Origin of the sequence: Oceanobacillus polygoni, assembly GCF_008304605.1 — a bacterium.
GTDB classification, from domain to species: domain Bacteria; phylum Bacillota; class Bacilli; order Bacillales; family Amphibacillaceae; genus Oceanobacillus; species Oceanobacillus polygoni.
The window spans coordinates 78,883-95,920 of record NZ_PIJY01000021.1; the positions used below are offsets into that span (position 1 = coordinate 78,883).

Genomic DNA, 17,038 nt, shown 5'->3' on the forward strand with positions numbered 1-17,038 from the left:
CCTTTGTATAGTGAAAATGAGTGATTACATTTTCCTTCGTTGTAATTAATTTCATTCCATACCTTTAAATTATTTGTTCTCTTTTAGACCAATATTCCTCCCACTCCATCTGGACCGTCCTTCTCCCGCTTTCAACCTCTGGATGAAACTGAATATAAGCATTCTTTCTCGTATCTGCTACTTGTTTAATAGCATCTTTTAACTCTTCCTCTAATTGATGCTGACCAGTGCGCTCAGCGATGGATAACCCAGCAACTCGACCTTGTGCAGCGGCAACTTTCGCTCCTTCTATCCCTGTAATATTACCAGCGACAAATAAACCTTCCACTGGTGTCTCCATTTGCTCATTATGTAATGGTACATATCCACCGAGTTCCTCGATATAATGAAAAGGACATCCAGTTAGTGCTGCTAGTTCTCCTAATGGATAAAGACCGCCAGCAATACAGACAAAGTCAACAGCAATGTTTTCTTCACTTCCTTCTATAACCTCGCCTTTACTGCTAATCGAAGCGATTGTTACTCCTGCTACTTCCTGCTCTCCGTAAATTTCAATAACAGCTTTTTTTAGTTGAATGGGAATGTCCCACATTTTCACACCATTTCTAGGAAAAAATGTAACACCTAACTCTTTCATGAAATTATTTTTCATTAATTTGCTTCCTAATTTTACAAAAGAGGAAGGGGCCATATGAGCAACGTGAAGTAATGAATCTAATACCTTCTTGGGATGTGCAGATTCATGAGTAATTTGATTGTTTTTCGGTAAGGCAAGACAAGCAATATCTACCCCTGCGAGTTTTAATTCCATGGCAATAGCCGATGATAGAACATTAATACCAATAATAATTCCGCGGTTTCCAGGTTTCACACGGTGTACATTCGTCATTACCTGTGCTGCTCCAACAGACATAACTCCAGGTAATGTCCAGCCGGGGATTGGTACTGGAGCCTCAGCAGCTCCTGTTGCTAGTAATAGATTAGTTGTTTGAAAGGTTTCTTTGTCTGTGTAAACCTTCCATCGATTATCTTTCTTTTCAATATTAAAGACCGCTGTTTCTAAGTAGAATTGAATACCCAGATCTACAGCCTGTTGAAATAATTTGTTGGATTCATTGATCCCGTTCCACCAAGTACCATCTGGCTGTTCATATAATTGACCTAGCAAACGACCACCTGGTTTCATGTACTCATCGATAACATATACTTCTAATCCCTTTTGAGCACATGTAATAGCGGCTGTTAATCCGGCAGGACCAGAACCAATAATAATGACATTATTCATCAGATGACCTCCAATCCCTTACTGGTGTTGGGAGTTTGCCATGGCTTTCCACGATCATATTCTCTTTTAATGGGGTAAGGCAGGCACGAACTCCTTGCTTGCCGTTTATACTTACTCTGCATTCAAAGCAATGACCGATGTTACAATAGATTCCCCGCGGAGAACCACTTTCCTCATGATGGCGAAGAGTGCGAATTTCATTTGCTAACAGTGCAGCAGCTAAAGATTCGTCTTCATAGCCTGTGTATTGTTTATCATTAAAGGTGAAGGTAACTGCTTTTTTCTTTTCTGGATTTCCAAGTATTGGGTGGTTGGTGACGCGCAATTTCATTTTCCTTCACCACCTAAATCCACAAAATTAACAGGCCTAATTGGGGCTTGATATTTTAAGGATATACTTTTCTTACTTTGCTCACTTCCGACTTGCTTTGCAACTTGGTCCACCATGCTTCGACACGTCCTTCCGCCGCAATACCCCATTCCTGCACGTGTCCTAAGCTTTAATTCTCTTGCCGAACAGTTATAGGTTATTGCTGTATCTAATAATTCTTGATATGTTACTTCTTCACATCTGCAAATAATCATTTCACATTCTGCCAATTGAATCACCTCATCTTTTTCTTAATGATAACCCTGCAATAATCGTGCCAACTTTTAAAAGAGAGGGGATTCAATTTTTTATTCCAAGTTTATTTAAACGGTTATAAAGTGTAGCTCTGGTGATTTGCAACTTTCTAGCAACGGCATTCTTGTTTCCGCTTTCATTATCGAGTTCATGTAGAAGTATTTTCCGTTCCACTTCTTGAAGTCTGTCAGCTAATGGACGAGAGTCATTTTCGTAAATAGATGTCATCGAATTGTTTTTAACTGCCAATCCATCTATTTCAAAAGGTAAATGCTCTAATTTAACCTGACCATCTTCTGAGAAAACAATTAAGCGCTCGATGACATTTTTTAGCTCCCTGATATTACCTTGCCATTCATGGTTTAACAGGGCCTGCATCACTTCCTGTGAAATACCATAAATCGGCCTGTTATATTTAATGGATATTTCATATAGAAAGTAATGTGTTAATTCAATAATATCTTCTGGTCGCTTGCGTAACGGTGGAATTTCAAGACTTACCACATTTAATCGATAATAAAGGTCTTCGCGAAATTTTCCTTCCTCAACTAAATCCTTTAAGATACGATTTGTTGCAGCAATCACTCTAAAATCGACTGTTTTCTCTTTCGTTCCACCAACCGCATAGAATTTCTTTTCTTGAAGTAATCGTAAAAGTTTTACTTGCATTTCTAAAGGCATTTCTCCAATTTCATCTAGAAATAAGGTTCCACCTTGTGCTAGTTCGACTTTCCCTTTTTTCCCTTTATTGTCCGCTCCAGAGAAAGCACCTTTTTCATAGCCAAACATTTCACTTTCAAATAGAGAGGAAGGAATGGCGCCACAGTTGATGGCAATAAAAGGAGCTTTATTGCCTTCGCGAATAGTATGAATTGCTTTGGCAAAAAGTTCCTTTCCTACTCCGCTTTCTCCATGAATTAATATGTTTGTAGACGTACTTGCTGCCTTCTCAGCCATGGAAGTTGTTTTCTTAAGTGTTCTACTGTTACCGCGAATAAGTTTAAATGGATCTTCAGGTACGAATCGATTAGCTTCTCTTTCAAGTTCAAATAGTTTTTCTGATGCATTGTTTAATTCATTATTTAATCGTATTTGGCTTGTTATATCTATCTCAGAGACGACCGCACCAATTATTTGGTCTTCTAAATAAACAGGATTGGAGTTGATTAACACGACAAGATCTTCTCTTGCTTTATGCTGTTTGTGCTGGAGGGAATCACCGCTTTTTAAGGTGTTTAGCAGTTCGAGCCGTTCAGGATTGAAGAAGTTTGTAATTGGTTTTCCAATGATATCTTTTTGTTTTACAGAAAATAGCTTCTCTGCCCCTTTTGTCCAAACGAGTACATTCTGATTCGCATCAATAACGGTACATGAACCATCCATTGTTTCTAAAATAGCTTGGTAATAAGCATTTAATTGTTTGTACTCGTTTCTAAGCAATGTAAATAAATCAAATGTACTGAGATATCCTATGTAGTTTTTCTTCTCTTTCAGGACAATGAATTGATGTTTTTCTAACAATTTGATTGCTTCGTTTACATGGATATCTGCTGAAACCTCTTTGCACGGATAGTAGTTTAGGTGGTCTGTATCGGGAACCAATTCAATTAAGTACACTTTTTCTTGATTTTTAAAAAGGAGTTTTTTTGGTTTATTGGTTTGAAGTAAACTTCTAAGCTCTTTCTCATCTTCTTTTATATCCGTAATGATTAAAAAATCCCGTTTCATAGCTAATTTAAAATTTTTTTCAAAATTCATTTAAGCAACCTCCTTGTGTATAAAAAGTTTTACAGTCTTATAAATAATTTTACATTAACATATTCAGAAAACAATATATGTTACGAAAATAGAATAAATATTGTTGGCATGTTTTTTGCATAATATTTTGTAGCAGAGTCTAGAAAGGAGGTATTAAAGATGGGAAATCCAAAGCATCGTGACATTGTAGTTATTGGTGGGGGAATTATCGGGGCAGCTATAGCCTATTATGGAGCAAAAGCAGGATTGGAGATAACGGTGTTAGAAAAGAATGAGCTAGCTAGTGGAACATCTTCAAGGTGTGATGGAAACATTTTGGCTATAGACAAGGACCCAGGCTTTGATAGTCAGATGTCTTTAAAAAGCCAGCAATTGGTACATGAGTTAAGTAAGGAGTTAGAGGTACCATTTGAGTATCGTAACCCAGGGAGTATTTTGGTTTGTGAGAATGATGAAGAAATGGAAGCAGCAAGTAAATGGGTAAAACAACAAAAGGATGCTGGATTGGATTTTCGGATGCTTGATCGGTCTGATTTAAAAAATGAATCAAAGTATTTTGCGGATGATTTATTTGGTGGATTGGAATGTAAGACTGATTCGACAGTAAATCCATATATGCTTACCTTTTCTATGTTTCATCGTGCTCAAAAATCTGGAGCAAGGGTACATACGAAGACAGAGGTAACTAATGTAGCCAAAGATCCATCTGGCCAATTTTCTATTGAAACAACGAATGGCACATTTACAGCGAACAAAGTGGTGAATGCGTGTGGGGTATGGGCACCTTTTATTGGAGAAATGTTAGAAGTGACTATTCCCATTAAACCAAGAAAAGGACAGCTTATTGTAGCCTCCAGACAGCAACCAGTTGGATTGCGAAAGGTAATGGAATTTGGCTATCTTATCTCGAAGTTTGGTGGAACGAGAGAAGTGGATTCCATAACGGAAAAGTATGGAGTTGCACTAGTGTTTGAACCAACTGAAAGCCAAAATTTTCTCATTGGAAGTAGCCGGGAATTTTCAGGATTTAATACGACGGTGAATCATGAAGTAACGAAGTATATTGCGAGAAGAGCTGTTCGCTTTTATCCGAAGATAGCGGATATGACAGTTATTCGGACTTATGCTGGTTTACGACCGTGGACAGAGGACCATCTTCCGATAATTTCACATGTAGAACAAGTTCCTGGCTTTTATATTGCAGCTGGGCATGAAGGAGATGGAATTAGCTTGGCGGCTGTGACAGGAAAACTTATCGAAGAAATGTTATCAGAGAAACAAACCTGTATACCAGTTCAACCGCTACGCCATGATCGATTTAAAGAAAGGGTGGTTCAATAGATGAAGTTTCAGCGCCTATTTTCAACAATTGATACACATACTGGTGGAAATCCAACACGGACCGTTATTAGTGGACTTCCACCGATTAAGGGAAATACGATGTCAGAAAAAATGCTTTATATGGATAAACATTACGATTGGATTCGAAAGTTTTTAATGAATGAGCCTAGAGGGCATGAGGTAATGTCAGGTGCTCTGCTTGTAGAACCGTGCCATCCTGAGGCGGACTTTGGGGTCATTTATATCGAAACGGGCGGATATCTTCCAATGTGTGGTCATGATACGATTGGCTGCTGTACTGCATTAATTGAGGCAGGTTTGGTTGAGGTTTCTGAGCCATATACCTATCTTAAATTAGATACTCCAGCTGGCTTAATTAAAGTCACCATTAAAGTGACTAATGGCAAAGCAGAGGAAGTAACTTTTTCCAATGTTCCTTCCTTTCTATTAAAGACCATCAAAATGGATGTAGAAGGAATTGGAGAAGTGGAATGTGATATTGCTTACGGGGGCAATTTCTATGGCATTATCGATGCTAGAAAAATAGGGATTGAACTGACGAAAGAAAATGCATCCACGATTATTGAAAAAGCAATCACTATACGCAATACCATTAATGCTGCTGAGGAGATTGTTCATCCTGAATTTCCATTTATTCAAGGATTAACACATATTGAATTTTACACAGATCCAGTTCATTCAGAAGCAGATGTGAAGAACACTGTAGTTGTTCCTCCTGGTGGGATTGATCGATCCCCATGCGGAACAGGTACTTCTGCAAAACTAGCAGTTATGTATAGTAAAAATGAAATAGAAGAAAATGAATTGTTTGTGCATGAGAGTATTGTTGGTTCTTTATTTAAAGCGAGAATTTTAAATACAACTACTGTAAAGAATGTAGGAGCTGTTATTCCAGAGGTAACGGGTTCAGCTTGGTTAATGGGTATGCATCGGTTCTTTTATAATGAGGAAGACCCACTGAAAGAAGGATTTTTGCTCATTCCCCCAATGGAACATGAAATGGAGGATATAACATGAAGATTAAAACGTCGTATACAACAACCGATGTACATGTAGCAGGCGAAGCTTACCGAATTATGAAAGATGCACCATTTGATTATTATCAAAGTTTGCAGGAGCTGAATGAGCAGTTTCCAAATATCTATGAGCAAGAAATGAAACTACTTTTAAATGAGCCTCGTGGATTTGCTGGATTGAATGGTTGTTTGGTCGTTCCGCCTTTTAAAAGTGGTATAGATGTAGCTGTTGTCTTTTTTGATCATACCGGAACTGTTCCAATGCAATATGGTGGAATTGTTGCTGTCTTAACTGCCTTGCTGGAGTCTGGTCAGTTAAAAGCAAAACCTTCAGCTGAATATAACATTGAAACCGTGAGCGGTGTTGTTACGGCTAGGGCTATTTTAAAAGACGAAGAAGTGAAAGCTGTTGCATTAAAAAGCGGTCTATGCAAGGTTGTAAAAAAACAGGTTCCAATCTCTTATTTAGATTTACAGACAGAGGTTACTTTTGTTCAAGCCGACCATCTCTATGCGATTTTTGATAAAGCGGAGCTACCTTTTGATATGGAGATAGAGAACCTTCCTGAAATTAACCAATGGGGGAAAAAGGCATTGGAAGCCTTAGGAGAGGAAAGCCATGCTTTTAGCCGAATCATTTTACTAGATCATTCTCAAAAAAGTAGAGGAAGAATCAAAACAGTAACATTCCGTCCGGATTGTTATATTGTACGCTCTCCAGGATTTGGTACTCTAGCTGCCAGCAGTACTTACTTATTAGAAAATGGCGATATGTTTTCAGGTAGACAAATTGAAAATGAAAGCATATATAATGCCAAACTTTCAGGAGAGCTTATTGCAAAAAATGAATGCGATTACAGTTTTAGTTTTTCAGCCCGCGGATTTATTACGGGTATACAGACATATGTTTTAGATCCGACAGATCCATTATCTGAAGGATTTTTATTACAATAAAAAATGAATTAAACAGGAGGAAAATAGAATGACTACAATCAGAGGAGCTTATCCAGTATTAATTACGCCAATGACGCAGGAACAAAAAATCGATTGGGATGGAGTAAAGAATAATGTGAATTACTTCGTGGATCAGGGTGTAGCAGGTATCGTAATCAACGGGAGTACGGGTGAATTTGTCAGTCTATCAAAAGAAGAGAAATTCCAAATGGTAGCAACAGTTATGGAGGAAGTAAGTGGTCGTATTCCTGTTATTGTTGGTACTGCTGCTGAAACAACAAAGGAAACAATTGAATATACAAAGCAGGCTGAAGCCCATGAAGCTGCTGGTGCGCTAATCATTCCCCCTTACTATATGAAACCAAAAGAAAATGAAATCTACCATCATTTTAAAGAAGTATCGAGTGTTACGAATCTACCAATTATGCTCTATAACAATCCATTTACTTCTGGTGTAAATATGAGCACAGATCTAATGCTTCGGATTGGTAAAGAATGTGAAAATGTTCGTCTAATTAAGGAATCAAGCGGTGAAATTGGCAAGGTAAGAGATCTTGCGCGAAAAGGCAAGGGGGATTTTGAAGTATTTTGTGGCGCTGAAGAACTTGTAATGGAGTCTTACTTCGTTGGAGCAACCGGGTGGATTTCTGTTGCAGGAAATATCGTGCCAAAGCTTGTTACAGACATGTATAACCATTTCCAAAACGGTGAGTTTGAAGAAGCATGGGCAATCAATGATCGAATTTTACCGCTTTGTACGTTCCTTGAAGGATCAGGAAAGTATGTGCAAATCGTGAAGAGAGCGATGGAATTAACCGGTAATGCTGGGGGTCCTGCACGTTTTCCTCGTTTAGGTCTATCTCCTGAGGAAGATGAGAAGCTAAAGGAATTACTGGCAAATTTAGAAACAGTAAATAACTAAAAATTAGTGAAGGAGCGAGACCATGCAAGCGACAAACTATAATTTGAAACCGAAAGTACAAGAATTTTTGAAAGGAATAAAAGGATTATATATCAATGGGGAGTATGTGCCAGCAATTAATGGAAAAACGTTTGATGTTGTTAATCCTGCAAATGAGGAGATCATCGCAGAAGTTAGTGAAGCGCAAGAGGAAGACATTAACGTTGCAATCTCTGCTGCAAGAAGGGCATTTGATGAAGGTGAGTGGACAAAAATGGATGCAGCTGAACGCTCCCATCTAATCTACAAATTTGCGGATCTCTTAGAAGAAAACCGTGAAGAACTTGCCCAGCTAGAATCGTTGGATAATGGGAAGCCATATAAAGTTGCCTTGTCAGATGATATAGATGGAAGTATCCAGCATTTTAGATATTATGCCGGATGGGCGACGAAATTATTTGGTAAGACAACCCAGATTTCAAAGGATTATGTAACCTATACTGTACACGAGCCTGTTGGTGTTGTAGGGCAAATTATTCCCTGGAACTTCCCGCTTGCCATGGCAGCGTGGAAGCTCGGCTCTGCACTTGCTGTTGGCTGTACGGTTGTTATTAAACCAGCAACTGAAACACCCTTATCTCTTCTCTATGTTGGAGAACTGTTTAAAGAAGCTGGATTTCCAGATGGTGTTGTGAATATTGTTCCTGGAACAGGAAGAATTGCTGGGGAAGCCATCATCACACATAAAGCTGTTAATAAAGTAGCATTCACTGGTTCAACAGCTGTCGGAAAAGAAATCATGAAAAAAGCTGCAGACCAAATTAAAGGTATTACGCTCGAACTTGGTGGAAAGTCGCCAGCGATTATTTTAGATGATGCCAATCTTGAGGAAGCAATTGAAGGGGCTTTTAACGGAACAATGTACAATCATGGGCAAAACTGCAGTGCTTGTACGCGTGTATTTGTACAGCGAAACATTTATGACCGTGTTGTAGAAGAATTGGCAGAGCGGGCAAAAAGACTGAAGCTAGGTGATGGAATGAACCCTGAAACGGAAATGGGCCCACTCGTTTCAGCTAAACAGCATCAAACGGTTCTTAACTATATTGAACAAGGCAAAAAAGAAGGGGCACTTCTTGTGGCAGGTGGCGAGAAAGCTTTTAAAAAAGGATACTTTGTACAGCCAACCATATTTGCTGATGTAGAAGATCATATGGTAATTGCCCGTGAAGAAATATTTGGTCCAGTCATGTCCGTTTTCGTTTTTGATACGATTGAAGAAGTTATTAAGCGTGCAAATGATAGTGATTACGGCTTAGCTGCAAGTGTTTGGACAGAAAATATCAAAAAAGCTCACTATATTTCTGGGAAGCTTCAATCAGGTACAGTTTGGATTAATGATTTTGGTCTTGAATGGGAAACAATGTCTTTTGGCGGCTACAAACAATCAGGAATCGGCCGAGAAATGGGTGGAGAGTACGGGTTACAAAACTATACGGAAGTGAAAAGTGTATTTGTTAACATCAAGCAGGATAACTTACTGTAAGGAACTAGGATAGTCCTTGTGAATAATCGGATGGAGGCGGTGCAGTGGGTCAGTCATACGTCTCGTTCCACCCCCTCTTTATATACAGAAATTATAAATATTATGGAAGAAATATAGAGTTGAAATATTTAGTTGAAGCCTAAAGAGGAGGGGTAAGATGGAGGAATTGGTGAATAAAGCGTCGGGTATGGTTTGGAGTCTTGGATTGGTAGCGTTTGCACTTGGAGCAGGATTGTTCTTTTCCATTTTGACGCGTTTTGTACAAGTTAGATATTTTAAGGAAATGATTAAGCTTCTTTTTGAAAAAGGTAATCCCGAATCGGGTGTGACCTCTTTTCAGGCGTTTTCTATGGCGTTAGCCGGCCGGGTCGGTATTGGAAATATTGCTGGGGTTGCCACTGCGATTGCATTTGGTGGTCCGGGAGCAGTTTTCTGGATGTGGGTTATGGCTTTATTAGGAGGTGCAAGTGCTTTTATTGAATCCACTCTTGCTCAGGTTTATAAAGTAAAAGAAGGTAATCAGTACCGAGGAGGAACGCCTTATTTTATTGAAAAAGGCCTAAATATGAAATGGTTCGGGGTGCTTGTTGCTATTGTTGTTACCCTTTGTTACGGAATTTTAGTTCCAGGTATTCAGGCCAACACAATTGCTGTTGGATTCGAAAACACAATTGGTCTTAATAAAAGCATCACTGGCATTGTTCTTGTTGCATTACTTGGTGTTGTTATTTTTGGCGGCGTTAAGCGCATTGCTACTGTTTCAGAAAAAGTTGTCCCTTTTATGGCTTTAGGGTATGTGGTTATCACGTTCGTTCTTCTATTTGCAAATGCAACAGAAATTCCAGCAATGCTTTGGCTGATTATTTCAAGTGCATTTGGTGCCAATGAAATGTTTGGCGGAATTATTGGTGCAGCAATTGCATGGGGCGTTAAGCGAGCCATATTCTCTAATGTTGCTGGTGTCGGAGAAGGAACCTATAGTTCAGCCGCAGCACATGTCTCCCATCCAGCCAAACAAGGTCTAGTTCAAGGATTTTCCGTCTATATTGATACCATCATTGTTTGTACAGCAACAGCACTTATGATTCTAATCACAGGCATGTACAGCGTTACACCAGAAGGGCAGCAGCCGATTGTTGAAAACATATCAGGTGTTGAAGCTGGACCAATGTGGACACAGGCTGCTGTTGAAAGTGTTATCCCTGGATTTGGTGGTTTGTTTGTTGCGATTGCTATCTTTTTCTTCGCCTTTACGACTCTGATGGCATACTACTATATATCTGAAACAACACTCGTTTACCTCGGTAGAAAGAGAAATTTAAAAGGCTTAAAAGTAGGCTTAATGATTCTTTTCTTAGGAATGATCTACTTTGGAAGTGTAGAAAACGCATCTCTATTATGGGCACTTGGTGACTTTGGTTTCGGAAGTATGGCTTGGCTTAACTTAGTGGCAATTTTACTCTTAACGAAAACAGCTTTAAAAGTCTTTAAAGACTATGAGAAACAGAAAAAAGCAGGTATTGACCCAGTCTTTGACCCTATTAAACTAGGTATTAAAGGTGCTGATTTTTGGGAAGAGAAAGTGAAAGAGAGTAATTTAAAAGGGAAGAAGGAAATTGAAGAAAAGCAGTTGGAATCAGAGAAGAAGATACATTTTTAAGGGTAAAAGTCTTACCGAGGGTGGTGATAGCTTTACTAGCTTTTCCTCTTAACTACTGAACTAGATGCAATGCTACCTAACAACCAGAAGGTTGTTAGGTTTAAATTCATATACTTTTACGACTTGGAAAAACTAGTTTTACTTTTGTTGACAGTTTAAAATCTGATTGGAATCAGAGCCCATAGTTAAACGTATTGATTCGCTCCTAGGTGCTCAACTACATCAAACGATTTATATTAGTTGTAGAATCTTCTATCATTTCTATCAACTTTTCACCATTAACTAAAATAATCGGTTTATCTAAAACATAGTTTTTTGCTTGCAGAGTAAATTCTCCAGTTGTAATAAAATACCCTTTTTCAGCCTTACAATCAATAATTGCACTATGAAACTTTTGAATATCTGGCCGGGTTACTTTATTTGTAATACTATAACGTATACATTCAGCAATAGCAAAACAGTTATCCTCATAAATCATTATGTCCTTTCCACCATCTCCAGTTGGAGGAGTAACATGTGCATCATATCCAATTAGTCGAAATAAATTACAAACATAATACTCAAATTGTCTGTGAGGCATCTTTCTTAACTCCTTTAAACCCCCTTGTCTACGTAAATCTCTACAACGTTCTTCTTTTTCTCTAATTTCCTTTTTTTGTTTTTGTTTCCTTCTAATAAAAATTACACCAATAATTATAATTCCGACTAACAACCAACTAATTAGCGATAAACTAGACAACCATATTATAAACTGATATATCACGGCAAATAGAAATAAACTTAAAAAGAATACGAAATAAAACAGCATGTTACTCTTTGTAACTCTTCTTCTAGCCAAAGAATTCACCTCATCTTTTTAGCTAGTATATCCAATATCATCCATATATCTACTTACATGTAGAAACATAAAATACGCTATTTCCCTTACTTTCTATTGAGGAGTTTTATTCATCAGCCTTTGCTTTTGAATATACAGATTGAAATTTCACTAAATTTTTTAGTAGGTAAATAAATAACACATCAATTTTAAAATATTCAAACACGGTCAGAAATTTAACCATTTACGACCATAATCCTTGTAAGCTAACCTGATCCCTTAAATTGGCTGAGAATCGCAATTTAAGAGCTTTGCTATAAAAATTGTTCTATTTTATGATTACTTAATGTCGTTCGAAAAAAATTAAATAAATGTTTGGAAAGGAGTTCTCATAAAATTATGAGCTCGATAGTAAAGAAAGGCATTGCTTTCATAAGCATAAGTATTCTATTGATATTAGCAGCTTGTCAGGGAGACACTGACAATAATAATTCAGAAGAAGATAATGCAGCAGCTGACATTTCAGAAATTGTCGGGATTGAACCAGGATCAGGCACCATGAACATCGCAGAGGAAACAGTTGAAGCATACAACTTGGACCTGGATCTATTACCAAGTACAGAACCGGCGATGATTACGGAATTGCAGCGTGCGATTGAAAATGAAGAACCAATTGTTGTTACCCTTTGGCAACCACACTGGATGTTTAGTGAATATGATTTGAAGTTCTTAGAGGACCCACAAGGAACACTGGGTGAATCGGAAAATATTCATACAATGGTCCGCCAAGGTCTTGAAGACGAGCATCCATCAGCATACAAGCTTTTGGACAACTTTTATTGGGAAGTTCCCGACATGAATGAAGTGATGGCGAAATTTGGGCAGAATGAGGACGTTGAACCACGAGAAGCAGCTGAAGAGTGGATTCAAGATAACCGTGACAAAGTTGATGCTTGGACAGAAGGCATTGAGCCAGTTGAAAATGAAACAATTGAGCTGGCCTATGTTAACTGGGATACAGAACTATCCTCAACAAATGTGGTTGCCCTCGTGCTTGAGGAATTGGGCTATACGGTGGAACTAACCCCACTTGATATGGGAATCGCATTTGAAAGTCTTTCTGTAGGGGAAGTAGATGGAATGTTAATCGCCTGGCTTCCTGTAGGTGCGGCTTCCTATGCGGAGCAATATCAAGATGAAATTGTTGACTTAGGGCCAAGTCTGGAAGGCGCTCAACAAGGATTTGTAGTACCAGAATATATGGAAATTGACAGTATTGAAGACTTGCCAACAAAATAAAACATGAAGTTTAGTAGTACATTTTCGGGAAACTGCAAAATTTGAACCACCTCAAACTACGGGAAAGATCGTAGTTTGAGGTGGTTTTGTTTCAGTGAAATTGCGCTAATTTTAGTTTTTATTTTAAAATGTAATCCAGCCGATTACTAACATTATGCTAATGATGTAATTCACATATCCTCATTATCTTTATCGTCATTTGTACTGTCGTTAAGAACTAAAGCAATATTATTATTGTTTATCAGCGTATCGAAATTTTGCTCCTTTTGTTCTTCTCCATAAAAAGCTTTGTTTAACTTTATATTTGCTTCTTCTGTTTTCGTTGGTTTTTTCTTCATAAATATCCCTCCTTAGTTAGTAGTGTTATTCCCTGAAAGTGTTGAGTTATGTATATAGAAATTTGGGTACACTTCATTTCTCAAGATGACGAAAACCTTTAGATTAGATTTATTTTGTCGGGTTGGTAAGTTGTTTATGGATATCCTCTCTTGATGCATTAAGTGAGATTGATTCTATCTTTAAAAATAATTTCTAAATAATAATAATAAATGAAATTTATTTCTAAAAAGACTTGCTATATAATTATCAAACAATTAAAATGAATTTAAGGAAGCGGTTTCATAGAGAGGTAATTTCCGTTTTCATAATTAAAAGGGAGGAAAAAAGAATGAAAAAGAAACTTTCATTTACATTAGTTACTGCTTTACTTTTAGTTGGTTTAATGGCTTGTAGTAGTGAGGATGAAGGAAATGCTACATCAGATGCTGGATCATCAGGAGAACTTTCAGGAGAAGTGACCATGTGGACTGCTTCTTTGGCGGGGGAGCCATTTGATAGTTATTTTGCTGATTTAGAAGCAGCATTTGAAGAAATGCATCCAGGAGTTGATGTCATCATAGAAGATATTCCACAAAATGAAATTGAACAAAAAGTACTTACTTCACTAACTGGTAATGATGTTCCGGACGTTGTGAACCTAGCGCCACGTTATATGATTAATATTGCTGCTCAAGGTGGGCTTCTAGAGTTGAATGACTTAGTAAGTGAAGAAGTCCAAAATGCTTATTTAGAAGGACCTTTTGAGGCAGGTTATTTTGAAGAAGACTTATATGCCTTACCTTGGTATTTAACAACTACGGTTAGCTGGTACAATAATGACCATTTTGAACAAGCTGGAATTACCGAAACACCTCAAACCACACAGGAGATTTATGATACAGCGAAGGCTATTACAGATGCAACAGGCAAGCCTTCTTACTATCAAATCATCAACCAAGGTGACACGGTAATCGAAAAGATGATTTCCATAGCGAATGGCGAACCGATTGTAGAAGAAGGAAAAACGTTATTAACTGAAAATGAAGAGATTCTTAAGTTCTTTACGCTAACACAAAAAATGTATGAGGAAGGCATTATGCCACAGGAAAATGCGGAAGGATCTTTCTCTACGGCACAAGAACTATTTATGGCTAATAATTTATCCCTCCTTGAAAGTGGCGTAACCTTCTTGGGACCAATTGAATCCGGTGCACCAGATGTATATGACGCATCAAAAGCTGGTCAACCATTAAATGACTTAGATGCACCAATGAACGTAGCTGTTATGAATTTCTCTATTCCATCGAAAACAGATAACCCAGATGCGGCAGTTGCATTGGCGGAATTTGTTACGAATGCAGAAAATCAATTAGAGTTTTCAAAAGTTGCTGGAACGGTACTTCCTTCGACAACAGAATCATTGGAAGATGAATATTTTACGAACCCAGGAGATTCTCCCAAAGCGTTGGGGATGTTAGAAGCCTCGACTTCTCTTGAACGTTCGAAGGTGTTAGTTCCACCGGTAGAAAATTCTTCTGAGCTTTATGAAATTGTTAAAATGGCATTTGTGAAAAATATCCAGGGTGATATAACTCCTGAAGAAGCCTTACAGGAAATCTCAGAAAAATGGGATGCATCCTTTGAAAAAGCTGGTTTAACACCAACATTCTAATACATTACAAAATTGAAGAGACTAGCAACCTTTTGCTAGTCTCTAAATTCAGGAGGGATACGAATGAGTAGACATCCTTTCTCCAAAAAGAGTCTAACAGCAGCTATTACACCTTGGTTATTCTTACTTCCATCAATTGTGATTCTAGTAACGTTTTTAGCAATACCAATTATAGAGGCGTTTCAATGGAGTTTTCTAGATTATAAGATTATTGCAGATACAAGTGAATTTGTAGGTTTTGCTAATTTTAAAGAGATATTCTCAGACGAAATGTTTTGGATGGCATTTGTGAACACAATCTTATATGTTGCCATTGTTCTTCCATTAAACATATTTCTTCCTATGATTTTAGCTGTTCTAGTTAATCAAAAAATACGCGCTGTTGGGGCTTTTCGGGTGCTTTATTATTTACCTGTTGTAACGCCGATTGTTGTAGCCGCATTAATGTGGAAAATGCTTTATTCCCAGGATGGTACGGTATCTAACTTTTTGGTAACACTAGGGATTATCGATTCTCCAATGAATTTTTTAACGAATACAACAACTGCACTTATCGCGGTCGCATTTATTACCGTTTGGAAAGGGCTTGGTTACTACATGATTATGTATCTAGCAAATCTACAATCTATTCCAAAACAAGTGTACGAATCAGCTAGTATTGATGGTGCGAATGGCATACAACAATTCTTTAAGATTACGGTACCGATGATGGTTCCTTCCATGACATTGGTTTCTGTTCTAACTATTATTAACGGATTGAAAGTCTTTGAAGAAATAGCTCTGACAACAAATGGAGGGCCAGCTGGGGCTACTACTACGCTTGTTATGTATATTTATGATAAGTTTATGAATTTGGATGTTTCGATTGCTTCTGCTGCTGGGCTAGTATTATTGCTGTTAGCCATTATCGGATCGCTCATTCAAATGAAGCTAACAAGTGGTCGTGAAGATGATTTAAAGGCTTAAAAAGGAGCTGAAAGAAAGTGAAAGCAAAGGCACAAACAAAGAAAATTATCCTATATATTGTCATGCTTGCAATTTGTGTCGTAACGGTTGGTCCGTTTTTATATACATTATTTATTGCGTTAAAACCCGCAACACAAGGAATTTATGATGGATTATTACCTGCTAATCCAACGTTTGCAAATTTTGTCGATGCCTTTTATAAGACGGATTTCTTACGCTACCTTTTAAACACTGTCATTGTAACTGGGATTGCAGTACCGTTTAACTTATTATTCAGTAGTATGGCTGGGTATGCACTTGCACGAATGAATTTTAAAGGAAGAAGTATTGTCCTTACGCTTATCATCTCTACGATGACCGTTCCCTTCCAATTATATATGGCACCTCTATTTCAGATCGCAGGTGAGCTTGGGTTGCGAAACAGTTATGTAGGTTTAGCTGTGCTACAGATTTCAACTGCATTTGGTATTTATTTTATGCGTCAAGCATTCTTGACTGTTCCTAAAGAATTGGAGGAGTCTGCTTATCTGGACGGTGCTAATCGATTTCAAGTATGGTGGAAAGTTGCTATGCCACTTGTGAAACCAACCCTAATTTCATTAGCCATCTATACGTTTACCTTTACATGGGGAGATTATTTATGGCCACTCATCAACACAACAGAAAGCAGCATGTATACATTATCAATTGCGTTAGCGCAAATGTCACAAAACTTTGATGGGGGAAATTTAAAACTAATAAGTGCTGCTTCCATCTTAACTACGATACCTAGTCTACTCATCTTTATTTGGTTGCAGAAATACTTTATTTCCGGACAAACAGATGGAGCAGTTAAGGGGTAAGCGCACAATAAAATTTG

At 37.9% G+C, this 17,038-nt stretch carries 16 protein-coding genes; 10 read left to right on the top strand and 6 right to left on the bottom strand.

The window, feature by feature from the left end; all coding sequences use genetic code 11:
- Nucleotides 1-64: 64 nt before the first annotated feature.
- From F1560_RS08180 to F1560_RS08195, 4 genes are all read right to left on the bottom strand, one after another.
- Nucleotides 65-1,285, bottom strand: coding sequence for an NAD(P)/FAD-dependent oxidoreductase (locus tag F1560_RS08180; protein ID WP_187773664.1), 1,221 nt, complete (start codon nt 1,283-1,285; stop codon nt 65-67).
- On the bottom strand, nt 1,278-1,616 hold the full coding sequence (locus F1560_RS08185) for a (2Fe-2S)-binding protein (protein ID WP_149474147.1): 339 nt from the start codon (nt 1,614-1,616) through the stop codon (nt 1,278-1,280). The genes F1560_RS08180 and F1560_RS08185 overlap by 8 nt, the downstream gene beginning before the upstream one ends.
- Nucleotides 1,613-1,885, bottom strand: a complete 273-nt coding sequence (locus F1560_RS08190) for a (2Fe-2S)-binding protein (RefSeq protein WP_245347557.1) — start codon at nt 1,883-1,885, stop codon at nt 1,613-1,615. Before F1560_RS08190 ends, F1560_RS08185 begins: the two co-directional genes overlap by 4 nt.
- A gap of 70 nt (nt 1,886-1,955) precedes the next feature.
- Nucleotides 1,956-3,668 carry a sigma-54 interaction domain-containing protein gene (locus tag F1560_RS08195; protein WP_245347556.1) on the bottom strand — a complete coding sequence of 571 codons (1,713 nt, stop codon included), beginning with the start codon at nt 3,666-3,668 and terminating at the stop codon, nt 1,956-1,958.
- Between the two features lie 159 nt (nt 3,669-3,827).
- Between F1560_RS08195 and F1560_RS08200 the strand changes: the two genes are divergently transcribed.
- The 6 genes from F1560_RS08200 (at nt 3,828) to F1560_RS08225 (ending at nt 11,107) form a co-directional block, all read left to right on the top strand.
- Nucleotides 3,828-5,009: an NAD(P)/FAD-dependent oxidoreductase gene (locus F1560_RS08200; RefSeq protein ID WP_149474148.1), complete on the top strand. Its 1,182-nt coding sequence runs from the start codon at nt 3,828-3,830 to the stop codon at nt 5,007-5,009.
- Nucleotides 5,010-6,047: a proline racemase family protein gene (locus tag F1560_RS08205; RefSeq protein WP_149474149.1), complete on the top strand. Its 1,038-nt coding sequence runs from the start codon at nt 5,010-5,012 to the stop codon at nt 6,045-6,047.
- Nucleotides 6,044-7,000, top strand: a complete 957-nt coding sequence (locus F1560_RS08210; protein ID WP_149474150.1) for a proline racemase family protein — start codon at nt 6,044-6,046, stop codon at nt 6,998-7,000. The genes F1560_RS08205 and F1560_RS08210 overlap by 4 nt, the downstream gene beginning before the upstream one ends.
- Before the next feature lie 28 nt (nt 7,001-7,028).
- Entirely contained in the window at nt 7,029-7,922 is an 894-nt protein-coding gene (gene dapA, locus F1560_RS08215; RefSeq protein WP_149474151.1) for a 4-hydroxy-tetrahydrodipicolinate synthase, read from the top strand.
- Between the two features lie 22 nt (nt 7,923-7,944).
- A complete protein-coding gene (locus F1560_RS08220; protein ID WP_149474152.1) occupies nt 7,945-9,447 on the top strand; it encodes an aldehyde dehydrogenase family protein in 1,503 nt (500 codons plus the stop codon).
- A gap of 157 nt (nt 9,448-9,604) precedes the next feature.
- Nucleotides 9,605-11,107, top strand: coding sequence for an alanine/glycine:cation symporter family protein (locus F1560_RS08225; RefSeq protein ID WP_149474153.1), 1,503 nt, complete (start codon nt 9,605-9,607; stop codon nt 11,105-11,107).
- Nucleotides 11,108-11,324: 217 nt separating this feature from the next.
- Here F1560_RS08225 and F1560_RS08230 read toward each other — a convergent pair whose 3' ends face one another.
- The gene (locus F1560_RS08230; RefSeq protein ID WP_149474154.1) at nt 11,325-11,945 is read right to left on the bottom strand and encodes a restriction endonuclease; all 621 of its coding nucleotides are present in this window, start codon (nt 11,943-11,945) and stop codon (nt 11,325-11,327) included.
- Between the two features lie 378 nt (nt 11,946-12,323).
- Between F1560_RS08230 and F1560_RS08235 the strand changes: the two genes are divergently transcribed.
- The gene (locus F1560_RS08235) at nt 12,324-13,223 is read left to right on the top strand and encodes a glycine betaine ABC transporter substrate-binding protein (protein WP_149474155.1); all 900 of its coding nucleotides are present in this window, start codon (nt 12,324-12,326) and stop codon (nt 13,221-13,223) included.
- A 170-nt stretch (nt 13,224-13,393) separates the two neighbouring features.
- On the opposite strand, the gene F1560_RS22100 is transcribed toward F1560_RS08235, so the two are convergent.
- The gene (locus tag F1560_RS22100; RefSeq protein WP_187773665.1) at nt 13,394-13,561 is read right to left on the bottom strand and encodes a hypothetical protein; all 168 of its coding nucleotides are present in this window, start codon (nt 13,559-13,561) and stop codon (nt 13,394-13,396) included.
- A 329-nt stretch (nt 13,562-13,890) separates the two neighbouring features.
- On the opposite strand from F1560_RS22100, the gene F1560_RS08240 reads away from it, so the two are divergent.
- The 3 genes from F1560_RS08240 (at nt 13,891) to F1560_RS08250 (ending at nt 17,021) form a co-directional block, all read left to right on the top strand.
- Nucleotides 13,891-15,213, top strand: a complete 1,323-nt coding sequence (locus tag F1560_RS08240; RefSeq protein ID WP_187773666.1) for an ABC transporter substrate-binding protein — start codon at nt 13,891-13,893, stop codon at nt 15,211-15,213.
- Nucleotides 15,214-15,276: 63 nt separating this feature from the next.
- Nucleotides 15,277-16,179 (top strand): carbohydrate ABC transporter permease, encoded by a 903-nt coding sequence (locus F1560_RS08245; protein WP_149474157.1) that lies wholly within the window; start codon nt 15,277-15,279, stop codon nt 16,177-16,179.
- 17 nt (nt 16,180-16,196) lie between these two features.
- Entirely contained in the window at nt 16,197-17,021 is an 825-nt protein-coding gene (locus F1560_RS08250) for a carbohydrate ABC transporter permease (protein WP_246811917.1), read from the top strand.
- Nucleotides 17,022-17,038 lie beyond the last annotated feature (17 nt).